This window comes from Rhizobium sp. 768_B6_N1_8 (genome assembly GCF_051811225.1).
Classification (GTDB): Bacteria; Pseudomonadota; Alphaproteobacteria; order Rhizobiales; family Rhizobiaceae; genus Rhizobium.
This window is the reverse complement of sequence record NZ_JBPWPV010000001.1, coordinates 1401100-1425669: the sequence shown is the minus strand read 5'-3', so window position 1 is coordinate 1425669 and position 24570 is coordinate 1401100. Positions and strand designations below refer to the sequence as shown.

25 protein-coding genes and 1 tRNA gene are annotated in these 24570 nt (G+C 59.9%); 7 read left to right on the top strand and 19 right to left on the bottom strand.

What is annotated here, in order from left to right:
* Position 1: 1 nt before the first annotated feature.
* On the top strand, positions 2 to 1783 hold the full coding sequence (locus tag AB8B33_RS07290) for a B12-binding domain-containing radical SAM protein (protein WP_439014842.1): 1782 nt from the start codon (positions 2 to 4) through the stop codon (positions 1781 to 1783).
* A 497-nt stretch (positions 1784 to 2280) separates the two neighbouring features.
* Here the strand turns inward: AB8B33_RS07290 and tig are convergent, their stop codons facing one another.
* The 4 genes from tig to AB8B33_RS07270 form a co-directional block, all read right to left on the bottom strand.
* A complete protein-coding gene (gene tig, locus AB8B33_RS07285) occupies positions 2281 to 3774 on the bottom strand; it encodes a trigger factor (protein WP_007813556.1) in 1494 nt (497 codons plus the stop codon).
* 187 nt (positions 3775 to 3961) lie between these two features.
* A tRNA-Leu gene (locus AB8B33_RS07280) sits at positions 3962 to 4046 on the bottom strand.
* 154 nt (positions 4047 to 4200) lie between these two features.
* A complete protein-coding gene (locus AB8B33_RS07275; protein ID WP_439014841.1) occupies positions 4201 to 4791 on the bottom strand; it encodes a GDYXXLXY domain-containing protein in 591 nt (196 codons plus the stop codon).
* Positions 4788 to 5906, bottom strand: a complete 1119-nt coding sequence (locus tag AB8B33_RS07270) for a DUF2157 domain-containing protein (RefSeq protein ID WP_439014840.1) — start codon at positions 5904 to 5906, stop codon at positions 4788 to 4790. The genes AB8B33_RS07275 and AB8B33_RS07270 overlap by 4 nt, the downstream gene beginning before the upstream one ends.
* 851 nt (positions 5907 to 6757) lie before the next feature.
* Here AB8B33_RS07270 and AB8B33_RS07265 point away from each other — a divergent pair.
* From AB8B33_RS07265 to trmFO, 5 genes are all read left to right on the top strand, one after another.
* Positions 6758 to 6904, top strand: a complete 147-nt coding sequence (locus AB8B33_RS07265) for a DUF1127 domain-containing protein (protein WP_003558908.1) — start codon at positions 6758 to 6760, stop codon at positions 6902 to 6904.
* Positions 6905 to 7198: 294 nt separating this feature from the next.
* Positions 7199 to 7342, top strand: a complete 144-nt coding sequence (locus AB8B33_RS07260; RefSeq protein WP_007813564.1) for a DUF1127 domain-containing protein — start codon at positions 7199 to 7201, stop codon at positions 7340 to 7342.
* 121 nt (positions 7343 to 7463) lie between these two features.
* Entirely contained in the window at positions 7464 to 7703 is a 240-nt protein-coding gene (locus AB8B33_RS07255) for a hypothetical protein (protein ID WP_007813566.1), read from the top strand.
* The gene (locus tag AB8B33_RS07250; RefSeq protein ID WP_439017196.1) at positions 7588 to 7932 is read left to right on the top strand and encodes a hypothetical protein; all 345 of its coding nucleotides are present in this window, start codon (positions 7588 to 7590) and stop codon (positions 7930 to 7932) included. Before AB8B33_RS07255 ends, AB8B33_RS07250 begins: the two co-directional genes overlap by 116 nt.
* A 75-nt stretch (positions 7933 to 8007) precedes the next feature.
* Positions 8008 to 9441: a methylenetetrahydrofolate--tRNA-(uracil(54)-C(5))-methyltransferase (FADH(2)-oxidizing) TrmFO gene (gene trmFO, locus AB8B33_RS07245; protein WP_007813571.1), complete on the top strand. Its 1434-nt coding sequence runs from the start codon at positions 8008 to 8010 to the stop codon at positions 9439 to 9441.
* Positions 9442 to 9497: 56 nt separating this feature from the next.
* On the opposite strand, the gene AB8B33_RS07240 is transcribed toward trmFO, so the two are convergent.
* The 5 genes from AB8B33_RS07240 to yajC form a co-directional block, all read right to left on the bottom strand.
* Complete coding sequence (locus AB8B33_RS07240; RefSeq protein WP_007813572.1) at positions 9498 to 9965, bottom strand: hypothetical protein; 468 nt, start codon at positions 9963 to 9965, stop codon at positions 9498 to 9500.
* A gap of 69 nt (positions 9966 to 10034) precedes the next feature.
* Complete coding sequence (locus AB8B33_RS07235; protein WP_439014838.1) at positions 10035 to 10889, bottom strand: phytoene/squalene synthase family protein; 855 nt, start codon at positions 10887 to 10889, stop codon at positions 10035 to 10037.
* Positions 10886 to 11272: an Mth938-like domain-containing protein gene (locus AB8B33_RS07230; protein ID WP_007813576.1), complete on the bottom strand. Its 387-nt coding sequence runs from the start codon at positions 11270 to 11272 to the stop codon at positions 10886 to 10888. Before AB8B33_RS07230 ends, AB8B33_RS07235 begins: the two co-directional genes overlap by 4 nt.
* A 4-nt stretch (positions 11273 to 11276) precedes the next feature.
* Entirely contained in the window at positions 11277 to 13796 is a 2520-nt protein-coding gene (gene secDF / locus AB8B33_RS07225; RefSeq protein WP_439014837.1) for a protein translocase subunit SecDF, read from the bottom strand.
* Positions 13797 to 13839: 43 nt separating this feature from the next.
* Positions 13840 to 14187 carry a preprotein translocase subunit YajC gene (gene yajC / locus AB8B33_RS07220; protein WP_439014836.1) on the bottom strand — a complete coding sequence of 116 codons (348 nt, stop codon included), beginning with the start codon at positions 14185 to 14187 and terminating at the stop codon, positions 13840 to 13842.
* A 209-nt stretch (positions 14188 to 14396) separates the two neighbouring features.
* On the opposite strand from yajC, the gene AB8B33_RS07215 reads away from it, so the two are divergent.
* The gene (locus AB8B33_RS07215; protein WP_113322426.1) at positions 14397 to 15269 is read left to right on the top strand and encodes an ATP-binding protein; all 873 of its coding nucleotides are present in this window, start codon (positions 14397 to 14399) and stop codon (positions 15267 to 15269) included.
* A gap of 132 nt (positions 15270 to 15401) precedes the next feature.
* On the opposite strand, the gene AB8B33_RS07210 is transcribed toward AB8B33_RS07215, so the two are convergent.
* The 10 genes from AB8B33_RS07210 to nagZ all read right to left on the bottom strand — a co-directional run bounded on the left by AB8B33_RS07210 (position 15402) and on the right by nagZ (position 24494).
* On the bottom strand, positions 15402 to 17015 hold the full coding sequence (locus AB8B33_RS07210) for a peptidoglycan DD-metalloendopeptidase family protein (protein ID WP_113322427.1): 1614 nt from the start codon (positions 17013 to 17015) through the stop codon (positions 15402 to 15404).
* Between the two features lie 162 nt (positions 17016 to 17177).
* On the bottom strand, positions 17178 to 17831 hold the full coding sequence (locus AB8B33_RS07205; RefSeq protein ID WP_439014835.1) for a protein-L-isoaspartate(D-aspartate) O-methyltransferase: 654 nt from the start codon (positions 17829 to 17831) through the stop codon (positions 17178 to 17180).
* Positions 17828 to 18601, bottom strand: coding sequence for a 5'/3'-nucleotidase SurE (surE, locus tag AB8B33_RS07200; RefSeq protein WP_439014834.1), 774 nt, complete (start codon positions 18599 to 18601; stop codon positions 17828 to 17830). The genes AB8B33_RS07205 and surE overlap by 4 nt, the downstream gene beginning before the upstream one ends.
* Before the next feature lie 4 nt (positions 18602 to 18605).
* Entirely contained in the window at positions 18606 to 19889 is a 1284-nt protein-coding gene (gene serS, locus AB8B33_RS07195) for a serine--tRNA ligase (RefSeq protein WP_439014833.1), read from the bottom strand.
* A 94-nt stretch (positions 19890 to 19983) separates the two neighbouring features.
* Positions 19984 to 20811 carry a twin-arginine translocase subunit TatC gene (gene tatC / locus AB8B33_RS07190; protein ID WP_439014831.1) on the bottom strand — a complete coding sequence of 276 codons (828 nt, stop codon included), beginning with the start codon at positions 20809 to 20811 and terminating at the stop codon, positions 19984 to 19986.
* Complete coding sequence (gene tatB / locus AB8B33_RS07185; RefSeq protein WP_439014830.1) at positions 20808 to 21449, bottom strand: Sec-independent protein translocase protein TatB; 642 nt, start codon at positions 21447 to 21449, stop codon at positions 20808 to 20810. Before tatB ends, tatC begins: the two co-directional genes overlap by 4 nt.
* Before the next feature lie 51 nt (positions 21450 to 21500).
* Positions 21501 to 21692: a twin-arginine translocase TatA/TatE family subunit gene (locus tag AB8B33_RS07180; RefSeq protein WP_007813596.1), complete on the bottom strand. Its 192-nt coding sequence runs from the start codon at positions 21690 to 21692 to the stop codon at positions 21501 to 21503.
* Between the two features lie 183 nt (positions 21693 to 21875).
* Positions 21876 to 22598 (bottom strand): SMC-Scp complex subunit ScpB, encoded by a 723-nt coding sequence (scpB, locus tag AB8B33_RS07175; RefSeq protein ID WP_113322433.1) that lies wholly within the window; start codon positions 22596 to 22598, stop codon positions 21876 to 21878.
* Complete coding sequence (locus AB8B33_RS07170; protein WP_439014829.1) at positions 22595 to 23455, bottom strand: segregation and condensation protein A; 861 nt, start codon at positions 23453 to 23455, stop codon at positions 22595 to 22597. Before AB8B33_RS07170 ends, scpB begins: the two co-directional genes overlap by 4 nt.
* A gap of 25 nt (positions 23456 to 23480) precedes the next feature.
* Entirely contained in the window at positions 23481 to 24494 is a 1014-nt protein-coding gene (gene nagZ, locus AB8B33_RS07165; protein ID WP_439014828.1) for a beta-N-acetylhexosaminidase, read from the bottom strand.
* Positions 24495 to 24570: the final 76 nt, after the last annotated feature.

Below are 24570 nucleotides of genomic sequence, written 5' to 3'. Positions count from 1 at the left end.
TTTGCCCGATATTTCAGAGGCTGCTCGCAGACGGTTTCAGCTCGTCCTGATAAAGCCGTCGCATTATGACGACGACGGCTACGTGATCCGATGGTGGCGGGCAATGATCCCCTCCAACTCGCTGGCGGCGATCTTTGGGATTGCCGCCGAGTGTGCGGAGCGGCAGGTGCTTGGGGCCGACACCGCCATCGACATCACCGTCATCGATGAGACCAATACGCGGATCGATTTTGCGGCGCTGATCTCCCAGTTCAAACGCAATGACAACTTCGGGATGATTGCGCTTATCGGCGTCCAGTCCAACCAGTATCCTCGTGCGCTCGATATCGCCCGCCCCTTCCGCGAAGCCGGACTGCCGGTTTCGATGGGTGGTTTCCATATCTCGGGATGCCTGTCGATGCTGAGTGGCGATGCCATCGGGCTCGACGAATGCCGCAAGATGGGTGTTTCGATGTTTGCGGGCGAGGCTGAAGGACGGCTGGAGATGGTGCTGCGCGATGCAGCCGCCGGCGAGCTGAAGCCACTTTACAATTTCATGAACGACCTTCCCGGCATCGGCGGCACGCCGGTACCTTTCCTGCCGAAGGATAATATCCAGCGCACGCTTGGCCTCAGCACCAGTTTCGATGCGGGCCGCGGCTGCCCCTACCAATGCTCCTTCTGCACGATCATCAACGTGCAGGGCCGCAAATCCCGCTTCCGCTCGGCTGACGATGTCGAGAAGCTGGTGCGCATGAACTGGGCGCAGGGCATCCATAAATTCTTCATCACCGACGACAATTTCGCCCGCAACAAGGACTGGGAAGCGATCTTCGACCGGCTGATCGAGCTCAGGGAAAAAGACGGCATTCCGCTCGGCCTGATGATCCAGGTGGACACGCTCTGCCACAAGATCCCAAACTTCATCGAAAAATCGAAGCGCGCCGGCGTCACCCGCGTCTTCATTGGCCTCGAGAACGTCAATCCTGACAATCTGACCGCCGCCAAGAAGAACCAGAACAAGATCACCGAATATCGAAAGATGCTGCTGGCCTGGAAGGCACAGGGCATCATGACGCTGGCCGGTTATATCTTGGGCTTCCCGGCCGACACGCCGGAATCGATCCGTCGCGATATCAAGATCATTCAGGAAGAACTGCCGCTCGACGTCATCGAATTCTTCATTCTGACGCCCCTGCCCGGCTCCGAGGACCATCAGGTCCTCTGGAAGAAGGGCATCGAGATGGATCCTGATCTCAATATCTACGATGTCGAGCATGTCTGCACAGCGCATCCGAAGATGAGCAAGAAAGAGTGGGAAGATATCTATCAGGAGGCCTGGTCGCTCTATTACTCGCCTGAGCATATGAAGACCCTGCTGCGCCGCGGAGCGGCAACCGGCATCAAGCTCTCCAGCCTCGTCAAGGTACTGGTGTCGTTTGCGACCACCGTGCCTCTTGAAAACGTTCATCCACTGCAGAGCGGTCTGGTTCGCCTGAAGCATCCTTCGGAGCGCCGCCCCGGCCTGAAACGCGAGCATCCGCTGCTCTTCTGGCCGCGCTTTGCCTTCGATACGATCCGCAAGCACGTATCGCTCGCCGGCACGATCATCAATCTCAGTGTTTCGGCCTTCCTGATTGCCCGCGATGCCGGCGCCAAAAGCTACATGGACAAGGCTTTGACACCGGTCGCCGAGGACGACGAAGATGTTCTCGACCTCTTCACCAAGACCGCCGGGGGCACCGCTGCCGTCAGCCACATCAAGAAGGTTGCCGAACTGACCCATGCCCGCAAAGCCGTGTAGAACGCCCTGCGTCCATCTGGACGCATCAAGGACGCTCTAACTCTTTGAATCACTCTATCCGACATCCGAAAATCGATTCCGATTTTCGGATGGTGCTGCAGGCGTATTTGTTGAGGGACCAAGAGAGAACGGCCACGTGATCTCGTGGCAGCGACGTGACGTCAATCTGCCGCCCGACCCCATTCTTAAGTTAATGGCGGTCGCGTCCTGTCACAGCCTCTATATCATCCAGTTGTCAAAGCAAAGCAGGGGCCGATCAATCGTCCCGTCTCTCGTCGCTCCAGCCAACAGCATGAACCGCTCTGGAGCGTGTACGCTTGATCGAACCCGGCCTAGTGCCGGTTCTCGATCCTGTGTCGTGGCACCGCTTTGGCTTGGCTTCGCGTCTTGGCCGTGGGGCACGCCGATCTGAGCACGATCAGTCTGATTTCAGCGCGTCAACAAAAAAGCCCTGCCGCGAGCGGCAGGGCTTTTTGAATTTCAGCTTGAAAAACCGATTACTCGGCGCTGTCCTCGGAAGCCTTCTTCTTCGGAGCAGCCTTCTTCTTCGGAGCGGCTTCTTCGCCTCCGGCAGCTTCTTCAGAAGCTTCGGCCTTGGCAGCAGCCTTCTTCTTCGGAGCAGCCTTCTTGGTGTCGGCCTTTTCAGTGCCTTCGCCTTCTTCGTCGGCGAGCAGCTCTTCCTTGGTCACCTTCTTGTCGGTGACGGCGATTTCGGTCAGCAGGTGGTCGATGACCTTTTCTTCGAAGATCGGAGCGCGGATCGAAGCGGCTGCACCCGGCTGGCTGCGGAAGAACTCGAGGATCTGCTTTTCCTGGCCCGGATACTGGCGCAGCTGTTCGTAGATCGCGCGCTGCATTTCGTCTTCGCTGACTTCGACGCCGGCCTTTTCGCCGATTTCGGAGAGAACGAGACCGAGGCGGACGCGACGCTCGGCGAGCTTCTGGTACTCTTCGCGCGCCTGTTCTTCGGTGGTGTCCTCATCCTCGAAGGTCTTGCCGGACTGAGCGAGGTCGTTGCTGACCTGGCTCCAGATGCCGTTATATTCGGCTTCGACAAGCTTGGACGGGGTTTCGAACTTGTAGAGCTCGTCGAGCTGGTCGAGAATCTGCCGCTTCAGCTTCTGGCGCGTCAGCGAGCCGTACTGGGATTCGATCTGGCCGCGGACGATTTCCTTGAGGCGGTCGGCAGATTCGAGGCCGAGCTTCTTGGCGAGTTCGTCGTTGATTTCGACATCAGCCGGAGCAGCAACTTCCTTGACGGTGACGTCGAAGGTGGCTTCCTGGCCAGCGAGGTTCTTGGCCGGATAGTCGGCCGGGAAGGTCACAGTGATGGTCTTCTCATCGCCAGCCTTGAGACCGACGAGTTGCTCTTCGAAGCCTGGGATGAAACGGCCGGAGCCGAGAACCAGTTCAGCGTCCTGATCGGTGCCGCCGTCAAAGGCAACGCCGTCGACCTTGCCGAGATAGTCCATCTTGACGCGGTCGCCGTTGGCAGCCTTGCCCTTCTTTTCGGCGTAGTCACGGGCGCTTTCAGCGACCTTGAGAACCTGCTCGTTGACTTCGTCGTCGGAGATGTCGACGACTTCGCGCGTGACCTTGATGCCCGCGTTGGACTTCAGCTCGATCGGCGGGAGAACTTCATAAGAGAGGGTGAATTCGAAATCCTGCTCGGCGGCGAGGATCTTGTCTGCCTCGTCCTTGTCTTCCGTCATGTTGATTTCCGGCTGGGTAGCCGACTTTTCTCCACGGCTGGACAGGATCTGGGTCGGCTGGTCGCGCACGATCTCGTTGACGAGATCGGCCATGATGGACTTGCCGTAAACCTTCTTGAGGTGGGCGGGCGGAACCTTGCCCGGACGGAAGCCGTTGATGCGAACCTTGTCCTTTACGTCGGCAAGGCGCTCGTTCAGCTTGTTTTCCATGTCCTTGGCCGGGATAACGACCTTGATTTCGCGCTTCAGCCCTTCAGCGAGCGTTTCGATAACCTGCATGTCTTCCTACCTTCATTTCAGTGGCGGCCGTGCCCAGACGCCGTTCGTTTCGGTGAGCACGACGCCGGCCAACTGCCGCACGTGGCTTTTTCTCAATTCCTGTTCGTTCCGTTCTAAGCGGAACAGCACTCGCTTTCCGGGTATCCGGGACAACTAAGTTCCAGTCCTCCCGCCCTGCAAGGCAGCTTGGTGCGGGTAGAGAGACTTGAACTCCCACGCCTTGCGGCACCAGAACCTAAATCTGGCGTGTCTACCAATTTCACCATACCCGCGTTCGCAAAACCGCATGCATATGCCTGCGCATGAGGCCTTCCGGAGCGCGGCGTCTCTATATCATCCGATTCAGAACAGGCAAAGGAAAAATGAACGGCAAATGACAGGGATTTGCGGGCAAAAGCGCACCGTTCCCGTCAGCCACCCCGGCTCTCAATAGAGAGGCTCCTCGTAGGCCGGCTTGCCGTCCACAACGAGGCTGCGGATCTGCGCGGCACCAGAGGAGGAAACGCTGGCAGCGATCGAAACGACGCCCTCGTTCCGGGCCTCCTCCAGCGGCCTGCCTTCGCCCTCCGGCACGTAATACCGCTCTATCCCGTATTCGACGCGGATCGTTTCGCCGTTATTGGGACCATAGCTATAGAAAGGCAGGCTGCGCAGTACGACCGTATCTGCTGCTGTCGGCAATTCCTTGAATGACGATTCGGCAATGCCCCAGAAGCCATCCTGCTGGCGCTTGAGGCGCACCCACAGGGTCTGCTCGCCGGCTTCCGCCGGAATGCCGCCGGTGACTGTCGAGATCGGGACCGACGATATATCGTAATTCAGAACCACGTAGTCGCCACGCAGAAAATCGCGCGGATCAACCGGGGCCGTCTTCAGCAATACTTCGGCGCCGCTTGCCAGGATAGAAGCACGGCTCTGGATGATGTAACCGAGGATCAGCGTCTGCAAGCCAGCGACGAGGATCGCGGCAACAATATAAGAGCGGCCAGCCTGTGGTTTTGCGAAGGCAAAGCTCATGCGCGTTCCTCCCCTGCCTCAACTGTTGCTGGTCCGGCCGCGAAGCGTCTTTCGAGGCGGATGACAACCCAGGCGACGGCTGCGACCACCAGGCCCGAGAACAGGAAGAGGCTCGACGTGCCCAAGATCGTGCCGACCGTCACCGAGGCCAGATAGAGCATCTCGGCGGCGAAGGCGCCATAGGCCAGATAGCGTACGGCGCCATTGTCCCGGCCATGCAGCACGATGCCCACAACGGCGGCGGCAAGCGTTAGCAGGCCGATCACGACCATACGCCCGCCTTCGTCCATCTCGGTATGAAGCAGGAACAACCCCATGATGGCGACGAGGAAACTATAGAATGCCGGGGCGGCACCTGCGGTCCTGACGAGCGTAGAGATCGGGCGGATGGGCAAAGCTGTCAGCAGGAAAGCCACCATGCCAAGGACGGCGAAAGCGATCGCCACGGAGATCTCTTCCGTCAGCACATAAAGCCAAGCGAGCCAGCCGACCACCAGCAGATAGGCGAGATGGCGCGCCCGATCGGCACCGGTAAAGCGCACGAGCCCGATAACAACAGCCGCCATGACAAGCGGCGCATAGGGACCAGAGCCGACCCAGCGCGTATCGAAATTCTCAAGATAGACTGCAAAGGAGGCCCAGGAGAGGAAGCCAGCGACAACGGTCACCGCAGCCGAGCGGAATAGGATTGCTGAAACGGTCGCCACGGCAAACCACAGATACATGACCGTCTGCTCGTCGCCTGAGAGATGATACATCTGGCCGATGAGCGAGATGGCGCCGCCAAAGCTCAGCGTACCGACGATGAGCAGACCGCCGGCGGTAGCGAGCGCGCCGCGCATAAGAAGAAGTGCAGCGCCGATGTGAACCGCCCAGATGAGCGCCAGCATCAGGCCCACGCGGACAAGGCGCGGGATATACTCCCAGTTCGAAGCGACGAGAAGCAGCAGGGCGGCCCCGAGCAATACGGCCGCCAATCCCATCAGCACGCGGCCGAGGCTGAAACTTGCCGGGCGCGTATCGTATTCGGCCAGCAGCGTCTTCGCCGTCTCTTCCTCAAGGAGCCCCTTCTCCACCCAGAGCGAGAGATCCCGCCCCAACCTGCCGCGATACATGCCCTACCCCGCATTGATCCGCCATCTTCGGCTTCTGCATTTATAGCGCAGGATCGGCGCTCGGAAACGCCGGTATTTGAAATATGCAAATTCCTCACTGGTCTTAATTGGGTCAGCCATTAACGAAACACTAACCGCATCATTGCTAATATATAAACGCCACACAGGAGGCATGCATGAACCGCATAGCCCTCATGAATATATTGCACTGCAAAACAATCAAAAGTCATACTATTTAACTCATATCGAAGCACGGGGATGGCGCCCCGGCCCGGTTTTCCGGAAGCCTGCGGATGATATGTCCGTGACGAGATTCGCAGACGCGCACTCCTCCTCCCAGCGCCCTGCGATAGACTGGCAACACTCCTCCTCCCAGTTGCCAGTCACCATCATGACGCCCACCGGATCCTCCCCCGGTGGGCGTTTTGCTTAACAGGTGGTTAAACGATTAGCATGCCAGCTTTTCGGGCCTTCGCGCGAATCAAGGTAAAGCAAGCGTTAAGCCGCCTGGGGCAGTCGGTAGAGCGCTTCAGAGCCCGAAGCCTGTTGTTGTTCGCCGAGCCGCATCGAGAAAATGCGCCTATAGGAAAGACCATTCGCGGACGGCCCGGCAGGCCAAATATCCATCTGCGAAAACGGCAGCCTGAGAAAAAATCATTCTGCCTATTCGTTGACCAGAAAATGGCCAAAGCGTGTAAATAACGGCCCGAGCTTTGCGAATCATGCATAGGTGGCTTGAAATCTTGGCTCTGTTAGTTCTTCGCGGCGCAACATATATTCCGGTCATCAAATAGAGGTCAGCGCCGAAGACAGGCTGCTGGCAGGATCAAGCCCTAGGAAAGGGGATTAACATGAACTTCTCTCGCTCTTTCAATAACTGGCGCAAGTATCGTCAGACGGTTACTGAACTCGGTCGCATGACCAACCGCGAATTGCATGACCTCGGCATCGACCGTTCGGACATCCATCGCGTTGCTCGCGAAGCTTCCGCCCGCTAAGTACAGGTAATCGCTGCTCCTCCGAAGCAGATTGCCTTCCCAAAACGCCTGCTGCCTCCGCAGCGGGCGTTTTCTTTTTGCCTATCGGGCCAGACTGCCGCAAAAGTTGCGGAAGTGTTAATTCCTGGCCTGCTCAAAAATCGTGCTCTGCGTAATTAGCGGGCATCAGATTGCACAATTGCATAGCAGACGCCTTTTATTTGCACTGCACAATATCAGGGATCTCCACTATATAGATGTCAACCGCAGACACGGCGATCCCGCCGGTCGCGCAAGACATCCGAGGAAAAGATCATGAACCCGATCCGCATTGCAAAGAGCTGGATTAGCTACCGCCGCACGCTCAACGAACTGGGCAACCTGTCCAACCAGACCCTGTCCGATATCGGCGTCAGCCGTTACGACATCCGCAGCATCGCATCCCGCTCGTTCCGCTAATATAGCGAGCACCATTCCCCAAGACGGCGCCATCAGGCGCCGTTTCGTTTTTGGCTTTGCCTCGCCTTATCGGAACCCTGGGGCTTTCCGGCAGTTCTCCTTGACGAAAGGAGACCATCCCATGGCAAACCAACTCAATGCAGGCTTCACCGGGCGACCCGCCAACAAGCCCGAGGGCATCCGCAAGGCTGCTTCGGATACCGCCTCCGCAGTCAGGCGTGAGGTGCAGGCCGTTGCGACAGGCGCTGCCGATCACCCTCACATGGCAAGCTCTGTCGTCGTCGGTATCGGCGTCCTCGCCTTCAGCATCGGCTATCTGCTTGGGCGCCAATCCGCCGCGCCGGACCGCTTCTGGAGGTGAGATGATGACCAGGACCCTCCCCGAAAAACCAGATAAGAGCACCCGGTCGCCAAAGGGCGGAATCGATACGCTCAACGAACATGCGCCGGAAACAACTCCGGACGACGTTCCTAACCTTGCTGCGCAACGGGAAGCGGCAAGGGAACATAGTGACGCCTATATCGTCGACACCGATCTGGAGGATGCCGACCAGCGCGAGGCATCGCCCGGAACACGAGAGCAGAGCTAGTTACCTTGCGGCGCCGGAAGGCGCCGTTTCGATTCTGCTGTTGGATCGCGTTCCCCGCCGTGATATCAGCCGCCAATGACCAAGAACTCCTCATACTCCCCTATCCATGTCATCGGCGGCGGACTGGCCGGCTCTGAAGCTGCGTGGCAGATCGCCAATGCTGGCGTTCCTGTGATCCTGCATGAAATGCGCGGCGTGCGCGGCACGGATGCGCACAAGACCGATGGACTTGCCGAGCTTGTCTGCTCCAACTCCTTCCGCTCGGACGATGCCACCAGCAATGCCGTTGGCGTCATCCATGCGGAAATGCGCATGGCCGGTTCACTGATCATGGCATCGGCCGACAAACATCAGGTGCCGGCAGGTGGCGCGCTGGCAGTCGACCGCGATGGCTTCTCTGATGCCGTAACCAAGGCAATCCACGAGCATCCGCTGATCACGGTCGTGCGCGAGGAAATCTCCGGCCTGCCGCCGAAGGAATGGGATTTGGCTGTTATCGCCACCGGTCCGCTGACGGCCCCGTCGCTTGCGAGTGCCATCCAGGCGGAAACGGGTGAGGATTCTCTTGCCTTCTTCGATGCCATCGCGCCGATCGTCTATCGCGACAGCATCGACATGGATATCTGCTGGTATCAGTCGCGTTATGACAAGGTCGGTCCCGGCGGCACCGGCAAGGACTATATCAACTGCCCGATGACCGAAGAGCAGTACAATGCCTTCGTCGATGCCCTTATTGCCGGCGACACTGTTGGATTCAAGGAGTGGGAGGGCACGCCCTATTTTGACGGCTGCCTGCCGATCGAGGTCATGGCCGAGCGCGGGCGCGAGACGCTGCGCCATGGGCCTATGAAGCCGATGGGCCTCACCAATGCGCATAACCCGACCGTGAAAGCCTATGCCGTCGTGCAGCTTCGCCAGGACAATGCGCTCGGCACGCTCTACAACATGGTCGGCTTCCAGACGAAGTTGAAATATGGCGCGCAGGCCGATATCTTCCGTATGATCCCAGGGCTTGAGAGTGCCGAATTCGCCCGGCTCGGCGGCCTGCACCGCAACACCTACATCAACTCGCCCACCCTGCTCGATCCGTCGCTGACTCTGAAGTCGCGGCCGGGCCTGCGTTTTGCCGGCCAGATCACCGGTTGCGAAGGTTATGTGGAAAGCGCAAGCGTGGGTCTGCTGGCCGGCCGCTTTGCCGCCGCGGAACGCAAGGGAGAGCCAGTTTCGCCTCCTCCTGCAACAACGGCGCTCGGCTCGCTGCTCGGCCACATCACCGGCGGCCATATCGTCACCGATGAGGAGCCCGGCAAACGCTCATTCCAGCCGATGAACATCAATTTCGGTCTGTTTCCGGAGCTTCAGCCCGGCTCTATCGTCAAGCCTGAAGGGGTCAAGCGCTTCCGTGGCAAGGACAAGACGGTCATGAAGCGGCAATTGATTGCCAAACGGGCGCTTGCAGATTGCGCCGCGTGGCTGGGTCAGGACCTCAAGCTCGCCGAAAGCGCCTGAGATCGGGCATTTCCGTTTTTCTTCGGTTTACGGGAATGCCCTATGTTTTGTTTTGACTAATGGCCGTTTGCGGCGGACGAATTCGGCGCAGGCAATTCCTTATCCGGCTCGGCGATATAGTTGCCGAGCAGCCAGAGCGACACTTCCGACGCCTCCTTGGCCGAAGCAAACTCGTAAGTGCCGTTGTGATGGGGCGCATTGATAAATTCGATGCTCAGCCCCCTGCCGGTTTCAGAAGCCAAAACCCGCACAGTACCGGGCTCGATCAGATGGCAGGCGAAGTGGCGCGACATGTTGCGCATGAAGCCGGCCTTGTTGTCATGCAGACGCACGAAGACGGCCTGACCGTCAACGGTCGCCTGAAGCTGGCGGATCGCTTCATTGGGGAATGCGCGCCCAAACTCGATGATGGCAAGGCCCGTGTCATGCAGGCCATCTTCCTTGTTCTGAGCAGCCATGCGCGTAGCCACGAAGGCGAAGAAGATGACGATGGCGAAAAGAACGCACCAGACGATAATGCCCACGCGGATTCTCCGTTTAGAATGGGGTTATGCCTGACATAACGCGCGAGACTTGCGCGAGTTTGACCGTTGTCAGATTTTCTTGCGCATGCCGGCAAATGCCATGCGCATCTGACGGCGCCATTGCGGCTCTTGCAGCGAGGTTTCCAGAACAGCCGCACCGCGCTTCTGTGCCTTCACCAGCACCGGTTCCGCAAGCGCAACCGGCAGGAAGGCGGGCAGCACAGATGGCGGCAGGGCAGACGCCCTCGCCTTGGCAAGGTGATCGCGGCCGAGCCCGGCAAACGCTTCGATGGCTGCAGAGATGCGCGGCTTGTCCGCACCAGCCAGGAAGGTCTCCCGGTCGAGGCCCGTCGCCGAGAGAATTTCGAGCGGGATATAGACCTGGCCACGGCGTTGATGGAGCGGCATCAGCAACAGCATGCCGGAAATGGCCTGCGCCACGCCGGCATGACCGGCCGCATCTGCAGATTTCATCGCCTCTTCCGGGGAAAGGATGAGGCCTGCAAGCTGGATAAGTGCTGAGGCTGTTTCGCCTGCATAGCCTTCCAGCACGGTTCGACTTTCCATCGGGTCGTCGTAGAGATCGAATATTCGCGCCTCTATCATATTGACGAGCGTCTGGCGTGGAAGCCGGTGCGTCTCGACGGCCGAAAGAAGGGCTGCCGCGAGCGGATTGGCCTCGGTCGAACCATGTGCATTGCCTTCCAGAAGGTCGCGCCAATATTGCATGCGGATCTCGCCGGGCAGCGGCTCGTGCACGAGGTCGCGGATACGCGCGAGTTCGGCGTTGAAGGCATAGAGGGCGGCGAGCGCACCGCGCTTGTCATCAGGCGACAGCAGGCAGGCGAGGTAGCGATCGCGATCGATGTCGCGCAGCATCGCCAGGCTGATCTCCTGGTTCGTCTTCGGATCGGCCATGTTCAAACCGCAATCAGGGCGGCGGCGACGGCGCGCTGTTCGGAGAGCATGATGTTGAAGGTGCGCACGGCAGCACCCGTGCTCATTGGATCGGAAGAGATACCCCGTGCCTTGAGAGCAGCACGCAACTCCTGGGGCAGGCGGCGAAGCTCCGTGCCCGTGCCGACGAGCAGCACTTCGATATCGGCGGCTTCATCAAGCACACGGCGGAAATTTTCCACCGACAGCGGCTTCGTCATGTCCATATCCCAGCCGTGGATGCCCGATGGCAGGCAGAGGATGGAGCCGCGATGCGACATATCCGCAAAGCGGAAGCCGCCATTGCCATAGGTGTCGATGGGAGCGCGGCCCGGGAAATGGGCGTCGCGGATTTCAATGCCTTTTGCCATGTATCTATACCGCCGGCTTGCCGGATTTCATGCTGATATCGCCCTCGTCCTCGCCACCGCTCTCCCGGCGCAGCCGGAAGATGATGAGAACGGGCGCGGCTATATAGATGGAGGAGAATGTTCCGAGCGCAACGCCGAAGAGCATGGTGAAAGTGAAGGAGCGGATGACGGCGCCGCCGAAAATATAGAGTGCAAAGAGCGCAAGCAGTGTCGTGGCCGCCGTCAGAATGGTGCGCGAGAGTGTCTGGTTGATTGCCGCATCGATTAGGATCGGCAGTGGCATCTTCCTGTAGCGCTTGAGGTTTTCGCGCATGCGGTCATAAACGACGACGGTATCATTCAGCGAATAGCCGACGACGGTCAGGAGTGCTGCGACGCTCGTCAGATTGAATTCCATACCGGTCAGCACGAAGAGGCCGAGCATGATGATGACGTCGTGCAGCGTCGCAACAATTGCGCCGACCGCAAACTGCCACTCGAAGCGGATCCAGATATAGACGAGGATGGCGAATAGCGAAGCAAGGATGCCAATCGTCGCCAGCATCGTCAGTTCGCCGGAGACAGCCGGGCCGACAACCTCGACACGGCGGAAATCGTAGTCCTCGGCCAGTTCGCCGCGAATGAATGTTGCGACCGACTGCTCGGCATTTTCGCCGCCATCCTGCGAGCCAACACGGATCAGGGCGTTGGTGGCATCGCCGATGCGCTCAACGCGCACCGGTCCGAGGTTCAGTTCGTTGAGACGGGCGCTGAGATCGGCAATATCGGCATTGCCCTGCTTCGCCTTGACCTCGACCAATGAACCGCCGGTAAAGTCGATGCCGAGCTGCAGGCCTACCGTTGCGAAGGCGAGCATGGCGGCGATGCAAAGTGCTGCCGATGCCGTAAAGACATAGCGGCGAATACCCATGAAGCGGATATTGGCATGCTCGAAGAGGCCGGTCAGCGCGCTCTTCGGCAGATGGCGAGGATGGCGTCTTGCAAGCCAGGCAACCACGAAGCCGCGCGTCAGCGTGAAGGCCGTCAGGATGGTCGTGAGGATGCCGACGGCCAGCGTCACGGCAAAGCCGCGAATGGATTCGCTGCCGACAAAGAAGAGAATGACAGCGGCGATGAAGATCGTGACGTTGGCATCGACGATGGTAGCGAAAGCCCGCGAGAAGCCACGCTCGACCGCCTGGGCGAAGGTGGTATGCGGCACTCTCTCCTCTTCGCGGATGCGCTCATAGATCAGCACATTGGAATCAACGGCCATGCCGACGATCAGCACGAGGCCTGCAATGCCTGGAAGCGTCAATATCGCACCCGCAAGGCTCAACACTGCGACGATCAGCACCAGATTGAAGGCCAGCGACACGACGGCGATGATGCCGAGCATCCGGTAGAGCGCGATCATCAGCGTTGCGACGAGCACGACAGCGACAATGCCGGCGACAAGACCGGAGAAAACGGATTCCGAGCCGAAGACCGGGCTGACGGTGCGCTCTTCCACTGATGTCAGCGTCGCAGGCAGTGCGCCGGCCCGCAACATGACGGCCAGATCCTGAACGCCCTCTTCGGAGAAATTGGCTGATATCTCGCCGCTACCATCTGTGATCGGCGCTTCGATGACCGGGTTCGCCATGACTTGATCATCAAAGACGATGGCAAGATGTTTTCCCACATTGGCGGTCGTTGCCTGCGCCAGACGCTTTGCCGTCTCGGCATTCAGCCGGTAGACAATGGCGCTGTCCTGCGTTTGCGGATCGGTCTTCGTATCGACTTCGGCAAAATCAGCGCCTGTCGCTATCGCCGTGCGATCGACGAGATAGGGAACCGGCGGATCATCCAGCGAATAAAGCACCTGCGATGTCGCGGGCCAGCGGCCGGCAAGCGCCTGCTGGCCGGTCATGCTCTCATCAATGAGGTGGAAGGAGAGCGCGGCGGGTTCGTTCAGCAGGTTCTTCAGCCGTTCGGCATCGACGGAGCCTAGAACCTGTACCGCGATACGATCGTCCCCGTCAGGACGAACAGTGAAATTCTCTTTGCCGAAACCGGCGATGCGGCGGGCGACAATATCGAGCGAGCGGGTCTGCGCAGCAACCGTATCGGCATCGATCGCCTTGTCGGAGATCTGCAGCGTCAACTGGCCGTCATTGCTCTGCTGCAGCGAGACATTAGCTGAGGTCAGTGATTTCAGGAGATCGGCTGCGGCCTGAAGCTGCGCCGTATCGGTAACCTTGACCGTCACCGTCTGTGCAGTTCCGGTAAGCCCCGTATAGCGGATGCCGGCTCTACGAAGCGCATCACGAACGCTGGCAACCGTTGCCTCGAGCCGGCCACGGATAATGTCGGAGCGTTCGAGGCGGAGTACGATATGAGAGCCGCCCTGCAGATCGAGACCGAGGGTGACGCGATCCTGCCGAATCCAGCTTGGCAAGGAAGAGAGCTGCGCCTGGCTCAGGAGATTGGGCGCAGCGACGATAACTGCGACAATCGCGACCAACCAGATCAGAAGTGTCTTTAAGCGGGAAAAATGGTGCATTCTCTCGACTATCTTCCGATCCGGCGGGTGTTGCTATCGCATGTTATGCAGCGTCGGCCTTGACCGGCTCGCCCTTTACGCGGACTTCGGAAATGCCGGTGCGGACGATGCGGACGCGCACGCCTTCGGCGATTTCGACTTCGACTTCCTTCTCGTCGACAACCTTCGTGACCTTGCCAACGAGGCCGCCGCCGGTAACGATCTGGTCGCCGCGACGGATCGCCTTCAAGGTCTCTTCACGCTTCTTGGCCTGCGCGCGTTGCGGGCGGATGAGCAGGAAATACCAGACCACCATCAGCGGCACGAACAGGATGATCATTTCGAGGCCTGAGCCGCCGAAAGCACTCGTGGCGTCAGTTGCGCTCTGGGCAAATGCCGGGGTGAAAAACATGCTAAGCTCCTCAGGCTATGGGCGGCGGAACCCCGCCTCTCTTTTCAAGTCGCCGGACTATAGTTGCAGCCTTTATGAATGCAACAAAAACAGCCGGAAAGCGTACCGATTCCGCTGCCTCATAACCTTTCCGCTGTGGAAAGGCCATGCTACCCGGCATCAAAAAAGCGAAAGCGGATTATCGCTGCAATCTATCAAGGAGGCACCCGATGGCCGAAGAAATCAATAGTGTTCTGCTTCAGGAGCTGAAGAGGCTTGCGGATGCGGTCGAACGGTTGGCGGGACCGGCGCCCGCTGCCAATGACTGGAACGCCGCTGACTGTTTCGTCTGGTCCCCTGCGCGCCATTATCTGCAGCCCGTCAGGCGTCCCAATCGCGTGGCGCTAAAGCTTATCCGTGGCGTCGATCACGTGCGCGACATCCTGCACGAAAACACCGTGCGTTTTGCCGAGGGCTATGCAGCCAACAACGTGCTGCTCTGGGGCGCGCGTGGCATGGGCAAGTCCTCGCTGGTCAAGGCCGTGCATGAAGATGTGCGCCGCGAGAGCAGCGTATCGTTGAAACTCGTCGAAGTGCATCGCGAAGATATTGCCAGCCTGCCGACGCTCCTCGACCTCCTCAAGGATACGCCGCATCGCGTTATCGTCTTCTGCGACGACCTCTCCTTCGACCACGACGATACCGCCTATAAGTCGCTCAAGGCGGCGCTCGATGGGGGCGTGGAAGGGCGGCCGGACAATGTGCTGTTCTATGCCACGTCCAACCGGCGCCACCTGCTGCCGCGCCACATGATGGAAAACGAGCAGTCGACGGCAATCAATCCGTCCGAAGCTGTCGAGGAGAAGGTGTCACTCTCGGACCGCTTCGGCCTGTGGCTCGGCTTCCACAAATGCAGCCAGGAAGATTATCTGACGATGATCGATGGCTACGCCGAACACTTCAAGCTCGGCCTTGAGCGCGAGAGGATGCATGCCGAGGCGCTGGAATGGGCAACGACCCGCGGCGCCCGCTCCGGTCGCGTTGCCTGGCAATATATCCAGGATCTGGCCGGCCGCATGCGCGTCCATCTCGACCGCGCTTGAGCATTTCCTCACGCGTGTCGTTCTAGCAAAATCACTGCGGACTTTGGGCGACACGCCTAAAACGACAAAAGCCCGGCTGCTGGCCGGGCTTTTGCACTTTCCTGAGACGCTCTACCTGCTCAGAAATCTCACCTATTCAAGAAATGTCATGGGGTTGACCGGGGACGCATCCTTGCGAACCTCAAAGTGAACCTGCGGCTGCTTGACGTTGCCGCTCATGCCCGACATGGCGACCGTCTGGCCACGCTGGATCTTCTGGCCGCGGGTAACGCTCAGCGTATCGGCATTGCCGTAGACGGTGACGGTGCCGTCGTCGTGACGGACGAGAACCGTGTTGCCGAGTTCCTTCAGGCCGTTACCGGCATAGATGACAACGCCGTTTTCGGCAGCCTTGATCGCAGTCCCCTGCGGAACCGAGATATCGATGCCATCATTGCGGCTGCCGTTGACGTTGGCGCCATAGGCAGCGATCACCTGGCCGCGAACCGGCCAGCGATATTTGCCGATGCCGGTGGCTTCAGGAGCAGCAGCGCTGACATCGGACTTCTTCTCGACGTCATCGACTGTCTGCGTGGCGGCAGGGGCCTTGTAGGGCGCCGGCTGCGCGGAGGCCGTCTGGACCGGGGCGCTCGCCGGCTGGGCAGGCTTGACCTGCTCGACCTTCTGCGCCGGGATGGAGGCCGTCTTGATCGTGTCGGCAGAAGCTCCGCCGTTCGGGATCTTCAACTCCTGGCCGATGCGGATCGAGCTCGCCGACAGATTGTTGGCTGCCTTGATATCGTCGATGTTGGCGCCCGTCGCCTTGGCGATCTTGGCTAGCGAGTCACCCTGCTTGACTGTGTAGGTTCCCGCGGCACCATTCGGATTCTTGCCGCCTGCCGGAGGAGCTTTGCCCGTTGGATCTGCACTCGCGACAGTCTTGTCGCGAGCCGAATTGGCACCCGGAACGACAGCAACCTTCTGCTCCTGGCCCTTCGTCGGCTGCGGCAGGTCGCCAGGCTTGGAAAGGTCGGCGGACTGAGCTGCAGCCTTGGCAGCATTGTTGCCGCCGTTGAAGGTCGGGATGAGGATCGCCTGGCCGGGCTGCGCAGCTGAAGCCGTCTTCAGATTGTTGACACGCAGGATTTCCTTTTCCGGAACGCCGTAGCGGCGGGAAAGGACAGCGATGTTTTCACCCGGACGCAGCGTGACCGACGGAGCATTGGTCCCCGACCAGCCCGAAACCTTCGGCGTCGTGCCCGTCGTCAGCGTATCGGGAGTAACTCTCGGCGCATTCATGCCCGCCGGAGCGATGCGATCGGGCTTCGGAGCGGCTGGAAACGGCTGGGCAAGCGCAACGTCTCTTTCCCGCTGACGGGGAGAAACGGACCCTGCGCTCGGCGGCGCGAGTTCGGTGCGCTGAACGGAAACCGGTGCGGATGCCATCCGTGCGGCGGAGCCGGATGTGGCAACCGGATCATAGCTCGGGCGGCCCGGATAGGGCTGGCTCATCGTATTATTCTGAGCGTAAGACGGCTGCATGGCCGAACCACCAAGATCGGCGCGCGGCACCGGGTCGCCCTGCGGCCCGTTGAAACCCCTGCGCGGGATCGAATTCGTCGTCATCTGATCCTGCCCGGAGGAAGAAAACAGATTGCCGAAACGTGTTACATCGGAGCTGCAGCCTGTTGCTGCACTCGCCAGCAAGGCGACGACCAGAAAATTGCCGGCCGATTTCCCGAACTTCGGCGAAAGACTGAAACGCATGACTCGACCCACTTAGAACGCAACCATTTGTGAATCTATTAAAGCGCGTTAGTGTTACCATGCGGTTAAGGCGCTGGAATCAGTGCTATATTTTTGAGAACTTGATAACCATAAGTTTGCGGGCGAAAAATCATAGCCCGTCGGGCCTTGCGGGCTGCCGGTCTAGAGCTGCGAAGCAAGCCTTGGAACAATCGGCAGATAGGGAGCGTCGAAGAGCTCTTCCCGCTCGAAGCGGCTGCCGGTCTTTGTCAGCCGCACCATGCGGCATTCATTCTCGGAGATCATCAGCGGCGCAATCATGGAACCGCCGGACACCAGCTGATCGGCATAGAAGCGCGGCATGGAATTGAAAGCGGCCGTAACGAGGATGCGGTCAAAAGTGCCCTCGCCCTGCATGCCGCCGCTGCCATCGGCCTGGCGGATGATGACGCTGCGCAGGCTGAGCTTTTCCATGCGGCGCTGGGCCGAAAACGTCAGCGTCTTGTAGCGATCGACCGTCAGCACGCGTTCTGCAATGCGACCGATAACCGCCGCGGTAAAGCCGCTGCCCGTGCCGATCTCGAGTACGCGCTGACCGGGGCGGACCTTCAGGTGATGCAAAAGACGGACGGCGAAATCGACGCCCTCCAGAAATGAGCCGCACTCGATCGGGATCGTGCGGCTGGAATAGGCGTTCTCGGTAAATTGCGGCGGGACGAAAAGCGAGCGCGGCGTCTGCTCGACAGCCGTCAGCAAATCGATGTCGGAAATGCCTTCCGCGCGCAATCTCAAGACCAGCGCTGCGAAGCCTTCCTTCTCGGCCAGTTTTGCCGTCAACCCTTTACTCCGCGTCCGAGGGCCCGCGCCACGCGGTCCGTCACGGAATAATCGGTCAGATCAAGTTTCAAAGGTGTTACCGAAATCTTATTATGCTTGAGGGCGTGAATATCGCTGCCCTCGGTAAAGGCGCCGGCGCGTTCGCCGAATTTCAGCCAGTAATAGGGGAAGCCACGACCATCCGTGCGCGCATCGACCTGCAGGTTGAAGGCAAGCTTGCCTTGCGCGGTCACTTCAACGCCCTCGACTTCATCGGGACGACAGTTCGGGAAGTTGAGGTTCAGGAAGGTGCCTTCAGGAAGATCGACCGTCATCAGCTTTTCGAGCAGCGCCGGAGCGTGAGCCTCGCACACCTCCCAGGGCAGGATGCGGGCACCGTCATCATAGATATAGGCCTGACTGAGGGCGAAGGAGCGCACGCCCTGCATCGTGCCTTCGATGGCGCCGGCGATGGTGCCGGAATAGGTCACGTCGTCGGCGACGTTGGAGCCGGAGTTAACGCCGGACAAGACGAGGTCCGGCTTGATATCCAGCACCTGCTTGATGCCCATGATGACGCAATCGGTCGGCGTGCCGCGGAGCGCATAGTGTTTGTCGGAAATCTTCCGGAGCCGCAACGGCTCCGAAAGGCTGAGCGAATGCGCAAGGCCGCTCTGGTCGGTTTCGGGGGCGACAATCCAGACATCGTCAGAAAGCGCCCTTGCGATCCGTTCCAGCGCACCCAAGCCTTCGGCATGGATACCGTCGTCATTCGTCAGCAGGATGCGCATGGTCTCAAGCCGCCCGTTCGATCTTCGTCAGGCCGCCCATATAGGGCTGCAAAACGTCCGGAATCGTGACCGAACCATCCTCGTTCAGATAATTTTCCAAGACCGCGATCAGGCAGCGGCCGACAGCCGTACCGGAGCCGTTCAGCGTATGAACGAACTTCGTTGCCCTGTCGTCCTTGCCGCGATAGCGCGCGTTCATGCGCCGCGCCTGGAAGTCGCCGCAGACGGAGCAGGACGAAATCTCGCGGAACGTATTCTGGCCCGGCAGCCAGACTTCGAGGTCGTAGGTCTTGCGCGAGCCGAAGCCCATATCGCCCGTGCAGAGCGTCATCGTGCGGAAATGCAGACCGAGGCGCTTCAACACTTCTTCGGCACAGGCCGTCATGCGCTCATGTTCGGCGAGCGAGCTCTCGGCGTCGGTGATCGAGACCAGCTCGCACTTCCAGAACTGGTGCTGGCGCAGCATGCCACGGGTATCGCGGCCGGCAGATCCCGCCTCCGAACGGAAGGATGGCGTAAGAGCAGTGAAGCGCAGCGGCAGCTTTTCCTGATCGAGGATTTCTTCACGAACCAGGTTGGTCAGCGTCACTTCCGCGGTCGGGATGAGGTAACGACCATCCGTCGTCTTGAAGAGATCTTCCTCGAACTTCGGCAGGTTGCCGGTGCCGAACAGTGCCTCGCCCCGCACCATCAACGGCGAAGACACTTCGGTATAGCCGTGTTCGGTTGTGTGGAGGTCGATCATGAACTGGCCGAGCGCGCGTTCCAGCTTGGCGAGCGGCCCGGTCAGCACCGTGAAGCGCGAACCGGAGAGCTTGGTGGCACGTTCGAAATCCATATAGCCGAGGGCTTCGCCTATTTCGAAATGCTCCTTCGGCGCGTGGTTCCAGCGCGGCCTTTCGCCGACGATACGCGTTACGACATTGTCGTGCTCGTCCTTGCCGACAGGCACCTCATCGAGCGGCACGTTCGGGATGCGCGAAAGCTGGTCGTTGAGCTCGGCGGAAAGTGCACGCTCTTCCTCTTCGGCAGCCGGCAGAGTTTCCTTGATCTCGGCGACCTCGCCCTTCAGCTTGTCGGCAAGCTCGGCGTTCTTCTGCGCCATGGCCGCACCGATCTCCTTGGAGGCGGTGTTGCGGCGGGACAGCAGATCCTGCGCCTTCTGCACGGCGGAGCGGCGCTTCTCGTCAAGGGCGATGAGAGATTGCGACTGAGGCTCCGCTCCGCGCTTTGCAAGGGCGGCATCGAGGGCCTCGGGATTCTCACGGATCCATTTGATATCGAGCATCGTCGTTCCAGATCGTTTCAACAGGAATGAACCGGTCGGAGAAAACCCCGACCGGATGGGAAACGGCAGAACTCAGTGAAATGTCCTGATGCGCTCAGACGCTGTCCGTCTTGGCGACGTCAGAGGATTCGCTGGCCTCTTCAAGCGCCTGTTTGGAACGCTGACGCTCCACGAGTCGTGCCGCGTAGATGGAAATCTCGTAGAGAAGGATCGTCGGCAGCGCAAGGCCGATCTGGGACATGGGATCGGGCGGCGTCAGCACCGCGGCTACGACGAAGGCAAGCACGATCGCAAACTTGCGCTTTTCAGCCAGCCATTGCGACGTGAGAAGACCGACGCGGGCCAGAAGCGTGGTGATGACCGGGAGCTGGAAGACGAGGCCGAAGGAAAAGACCAGCGTCATGATGAGGCTCAGATATTCCGAAACCTTCGGCAAAAGCGAGATTGCCACTTCGTCATGGCCCGGTGCCTGCTGCATCGACAGGAAGAACCACATGACCATCGGCGTGAAGAAGAAATAGACCAGCGCGCCGCCCATGAGGAACAGGATCGGCGATGCGATCAGGAACGGCAAAAAGGCCTGGCGTTCGTTCTTGTAGAGGCCGGGAGCAACGAACTTGTAGATCTGTGCTGCGATGATCGGGAAAGCAATCACAAGACCGCCGAACATGGCGACCTTGACTTGCGTGAAGAAGAATTCCTGCGGCGCGGTGTAGATGAGCTGGGCTTTCTCGACATCGAGATGAGCCCAGCCGACAGCGAGCTTATAGGGATAGACCAGATAGTTGAAGATGTGCTTGGCGAAGATGAAGCACGCGATGAAGGCAATGAAGAAGGCTGCGATCGACCAGATCAGCCGCGTGCGCAGCTCCATCAGGTGCTCGATCAATGGCTGCGGCTTGTCTTGTGTGTCACCGCTCATGCCTCATCCTTCTTCTTTTTGGCGGCCGGCTTTGCGACAGCGGCCGGCTTCTTTGTCGCGGCAGCGCGCTTCGGCTTCTCGACCGGTGCCGCGACTAATGCAACGGCATCAGCCTTGTCTGCAGCCTTCACGCGCGGCTTGCGCACGGCCTTCGGCTTTTCGGCCACGGCGACCGGAACAACGGTGGCGGCAGCGACCGGCTGCGGCGCAGGAACGACCGGCGGTGTTTCCGGCAGGCTCATGGACGGCGCCGGCACGGAAACTTCCGCAGGCGGCACTTCCGTCGCAGTCTCGGCGCCCTGCTCTAGCGGGCGCTGTTCTGCCGGCTTCTCGACCTTCGTCGAATTCTGCAGGTCGGCTTTGATCTCGTTGCCCATCTGGCGCAGCGGGTTCATCGCCTCGCGCAGGCTGTTGACCGGGTTGAGTTTCTGGGCGTCGCTGATCGTGCTACGCACGTCGTCAAGCTCGGCTTCGCGAAGCGCTTCGTCGAACTGGGCACGAAACTCGCCCGCGACCTTGCGGGCACGTGCCGTCATCTTGCCGAAAGCGCGCAGCATCGGTGGCAGATCCTTGGGACCGACAACCACGATCAGAACGACCGCGATAACCAAAAGTTCGGTCCAGCCAATATCGAACATGCAAGGCTCCTGAACGGGCGGCGCGGGGGCAGCGCCCTTTCCCGTACGTGATTACTTCGTTTCGTCGGCCTTGTGATCGACGGTCTTTGCTGCTTCCGGCGCGTCTTCGTCCGTCATGCCCTTCTTGAAGCTCTTGATGCCCTTGGCAACGTCGCCCATCAGTTCCGGGATCTTGCCGCGACCGAACAACAAAAGCACGATGGCCAGAACGATCAGCCAGTGCCACATGCTAAAAGAACCCATTACCCATACTCCCTGTTGCGATGTTCCCTCGATGTAAGAATTTCCAATACGGTTTCCAACATCAATCCTTCTGGATTGAGCTTAATGTCACGGTATCGGCCTTTGTGACAAGTCATTCATCCATCGAAAAGTCGTGATTGACATTGTTTTGCGCGGGCGTGGCAAAAGCAAGACCAAGCTTCGTTATTCCTCGGACGCGCCGCCGGGGGCCAGCAGTCCGAGTTCCTCGAGATCCATCTGGGTGATCGGATCCTCATCCTCGGTCAGTTCGTCGTTCATGAGGGGCGAAGGAATATTGAAATTGGCGGGGATGCGGCCGGACAGGAGGCCGGCACCCTTCAGCTCTTCGAGGCCCGGCAGGTCGCGCAATTCCTCAAGGCCGAAATGGTCGAGAAAATCTCGCGTCGTGCCGAGCGTAACAGGCCGGCCCGGCGTGCGGCGACGGCCACGGAAACGCACCCAGCCCGCCTCCATGAGAACGTCGAGAGTGCCGCGGGAGGTCTGGACACCTCTGATGTCTTCGATCTCGGCGCGCGTCACCGGCTGGTGATAGGCAATGATCGCAAGCACTTCGAGTGCTGCACGAGAGAGTTTCTTGACCTCGTTCTCGTCGCGGCGGATGACGAAGGAAAGATCTGCCGCCGTGCGGAAGGCCCAGGCGCTGTCGACCTGCACAAGATTGACGCCGCGCGGCGCGTACTGCTCCTTCAGGCGCAGCATGATCTCATGCGCGTTAAATCCCTTTGGCAGACGTTCGGTGATGAAGCCTTCGGATACCGGCTGGGCGGAGGCGAAAACCAACGCTTCAGCTATGCGCTCAGCCTCTATTTCAGCCTGCAGATCGCGGACAATGCCCTCGCCTTCCCCGTCTTCGCCTTCAAAGTCATCGTCTTGCGCGTCGATCAATCCGACTGCTCCTGTTCGACCACTTGCAAGGTGGCATGTTTCGGGCCGCGGCGCATATAGATCGGCTGGAAGGCGCCGTCCTGGCGTATTTCGAGCTTCCCTTCGCGCACTAGCTCCAGCGAGGCGGCAAATGCGCTGGCTACGGCAGTGACGCGCTCGGCGGGACTGGCGAGATAACGCAGCAGATATTGTTCGAGCACTGTCCAGTCGACGATGTCGCCGATCAACTGGGTCAGCAGTTCACGGGCATCGGTAAGCGACCAGACATTGCGGCGCTCGATCGTCACCTGGGTGATCGCGTGGCGCTGGCGCAACGCCGCATAGGCGCTCAGGAGGTCGTAGAGGTTGGCAACATAATCGGACTGCTGGCGATCCGGGATATGCTCCGGCGCGCCGCGGACAAAAATATCCCGGCCGAGCCGGTTGCGGTTGACAAGACCGTCGGCCACCTGGCGCATCGCTTCCAACCGCTTCAGGCGAAAGGCGAGCGTTGCAGCCATCTCCTCACCTGAAGGGCCGTCGTCCTTCACCTGCTGGGGGATCAGCAGTCGCGATTTCAGGTAAGCGAGCCAAGCCGCCATGACCAGATAATCGGCGGCGAGCTCGATGCGGATACGCCGCGCGCTTTCGACGAACTGCAGATACTGCTCTGCAAGGGCCAGGACGGAAATGCGCGACAGATCGACCTTCTGGTTGCGAGCCAGATAAAGCAGGAGATCGAGCGGGCCTTCGAAGCCAGCGACGTCGATGACGAGTGCCGGCTCATGAGTAGCGCGCTCGGCGCCATTCTCCTGCCACAGCTTGTCCATCGGCGTTGCCGCCGCCTGAGACCGCTCCGTGCCCTTGATCGTGTTCACCCTACCCTACCTTTCAGGCCCCTGCTCACGCTGTCGCAAACATCGCGTCGAATTCTGCTCTTATCGCTGCCTCGTCCGTAGCATCGGCCGTCGGGAAACCTTCCTCGACCAGTCGTGCCCGCTCGCGCGCAAGACCTGTCAGCGGCGGAACATTTGCCACGACCTCACGCATCTCGTCCATATAGCCGTTGCAGTGCAGCACGATATCACAGCCGCCTGCAATGATATTCGCCGCTCGTTCGCCGATTGTGCCGGCAAGCGCGTTCATCGAGGTATCGTCCGACAACAGCAGTCCCTTGAAGCCGATCTCGGTGCGGATCACCTCATCGATCACCTTGCGGGAGGTGGTGGCCGGATTATCCGGGTCGATGGCCGTGAAGACGACATGGCAGGTCATCGCCATCAATTCGTCCTTCATGGCAACGAAGGGCGGGAAGTCGTGGGCTTCCAGCTCCTCGCGCGACACCGTTACGACGGGCAGCTCCAGATGCGAATCCGCAAAACCGCGCCCATGCCCCGGCATGTGCTTCATGACCGGCAGCAGGCCGCCGGCTTTCAGCCCCGCGGCTGCGGCCCGCCCCATTTCCGTGACGGTGACGGGATCGCCGCCATAAGCCCTGTTGCCGATAACGTTGCTGCTGCCTTCGACCGGTACGTCCAATACCGGCAGGCAATCGACATTGACGCCAAACCTCTGGAGATCGAAGGCATGCAGGCGCGACATCAGCCAGGCGGCGCGCAGCCCAAGCGCCCGGTCGCGGCGATAGAGATCGCCAAGCGCCTGTCCCGGCGGATAATGCTGCAGGATCGGCGGGCGGATGCGCTGGACGCGGCCGCCTTCCTGATCGATCAGCACGGGCGCGTGCCAACCGACGCATTGGCGCAGCTCGGCAACGAGATCGCTGATCTGCTGGGCTTCGGAAATATTTCGTCCGAAAAGGATGAAGCCCCAAGGGCGTTCAGCCTTGTAGAAGGCCTTCTCTTCATCGGTCAGCTTAAGGCCGCTGCAGCCGAGGATCATTGCTTTTGATTCGGTCATACTCGAATCATAAGGGCCACCCCGCGAATTGCGAGCAAGCTCAAGCGCGATCCCACAAAAAAGAACGGCGGGACAA

Excerpts from the sequence above, each read along its gene's own strand:
- tig (WP_007813556.1), bottom strand. The coding sequence starts at position 3,774 with ATGCAGGTTATCGAAACGCTCGCTGAAGGGCTGAAGCGCGAAATCAAG.
- AB8B33_RS07275 (WP_439014841.1), bottom strand. The coding sequence starts at position 4,791 with ATGAGCTTTGCCTTCGCAAAACCACAGGCTGGCCGCTCTTATATTGTT.
- AB8B33_RS07270 (WP_439014840.1), bottom strand. The coding sequence starts at position 5,906 with ATGTATCGCGGCAGGTTGGGGCGGGATCTCTCGCTCTGGGTGGAGAAG.
- AB8B33_RS07265 (WP_003558908.1), top strand. The coding sequence starts at position 6,758 with ATGAACTTCTCTCGCTCTTTCAATAACTGGCGCAAGTATCGTCAGACG.
- AB8B33_RS07260 (WP_007813564.1), top strand. The coding sequence starts at position 7,199 with ATGAACCCGATCCGCATTGCAAAGAGCTGGATTAGCTACCGCCGCACG.
- AB8B33_RS07255 (WP_007813566.1), top strand. The coding sequence starts at position 7,464 with ATGGCAAACCAACTCAATGCAGGCTTCACCGGGCGACCCGCCAACAAG.
- trmFO (WP_007813571.1), top strand. The coding sequence starts at position 8,008 with ATGACCAAGAACTCCTCATACTCCCCTATCCATGTCATCGGCGGCGGA.
- AB8B33_RS07230 (WP_007813576.1), bottom strand. The coding sequence starts at position 11,272 with ATGGCAAAAGGCATTGAAATCCGCGACGCCCATTTCCCGGGCCGCGCT.
- secDF (WP_439014837.1), bottom strand. The coding sequence starts at position 13,796 with ATGCACCATTTTTCCCGCTTAAAGACACTTCTGATCTGGTTGGTCGCG.
- yajC (WP_439014836.1), bottom strand. The coding sequence starts at position 14,187 with ATGTTTTTCACCCCGGCATTTGCCCAGAGCGCAACTGACGCCACGAGT.
- AB8B33_RS07215 (WP_113322426.1), top strand. The coding sequence starts at position 14,397 with ATGGCCGAAGAAATCAATAGTGTTCTGCTTCAGGAGCTGAAGAGGCTT.
- AB8B33_RS07210 (WP_113322427.1), bottom strand. The coding sequence starts at position 17,015 with ATGCGTTTCAGTCTTTCGCCGAAGTTCGGGAAATCGGCCGGCAATTTT.
- surE (WP_439014834.1), bottom strand. The coding sequence starts at position 18,601 with ATGCGCATCCTGCTGACGAATGACGACGGTATCCATGCCGAAGGCTTG.
- serS (WP_439014833.1), bottom strand. The coding sequence starts at position 19,889 with ATGCTCGATATCAAATGGATCCGTGAGAATCCCGAGGCCCTCGATGCC.
- tatC (WP_439014831.1), bottom strand. The coding sequence starts at position 20,811 with ATGAGCGGTGACACACAAGACAAGCCGCAGCCATTGATCGAGCACCTG.
- tatB (WP_439014830.1), bottom strand. The coding sequence starts at position 21,449 with ATGTTCGATATTGGCTGGACCGAACTTTTGGTTATCGCGGTCGTTCTG.
- AB8B33_RS07180 (WP_007813596.1), bottom strand. The coding sequence starts at position 21,692 with ATGGGTTCTTTTAGCATGTGGCACTGGCTGATCGTTCTGGCCATCGTG.
- nagZ (WP_439014828.1), bottom strand. The coding sequence starts at position 24,494 with ATGACCGAATCAAAAGCAATGATCCTCGGCTGCAGCGGCCTTAAGCTG.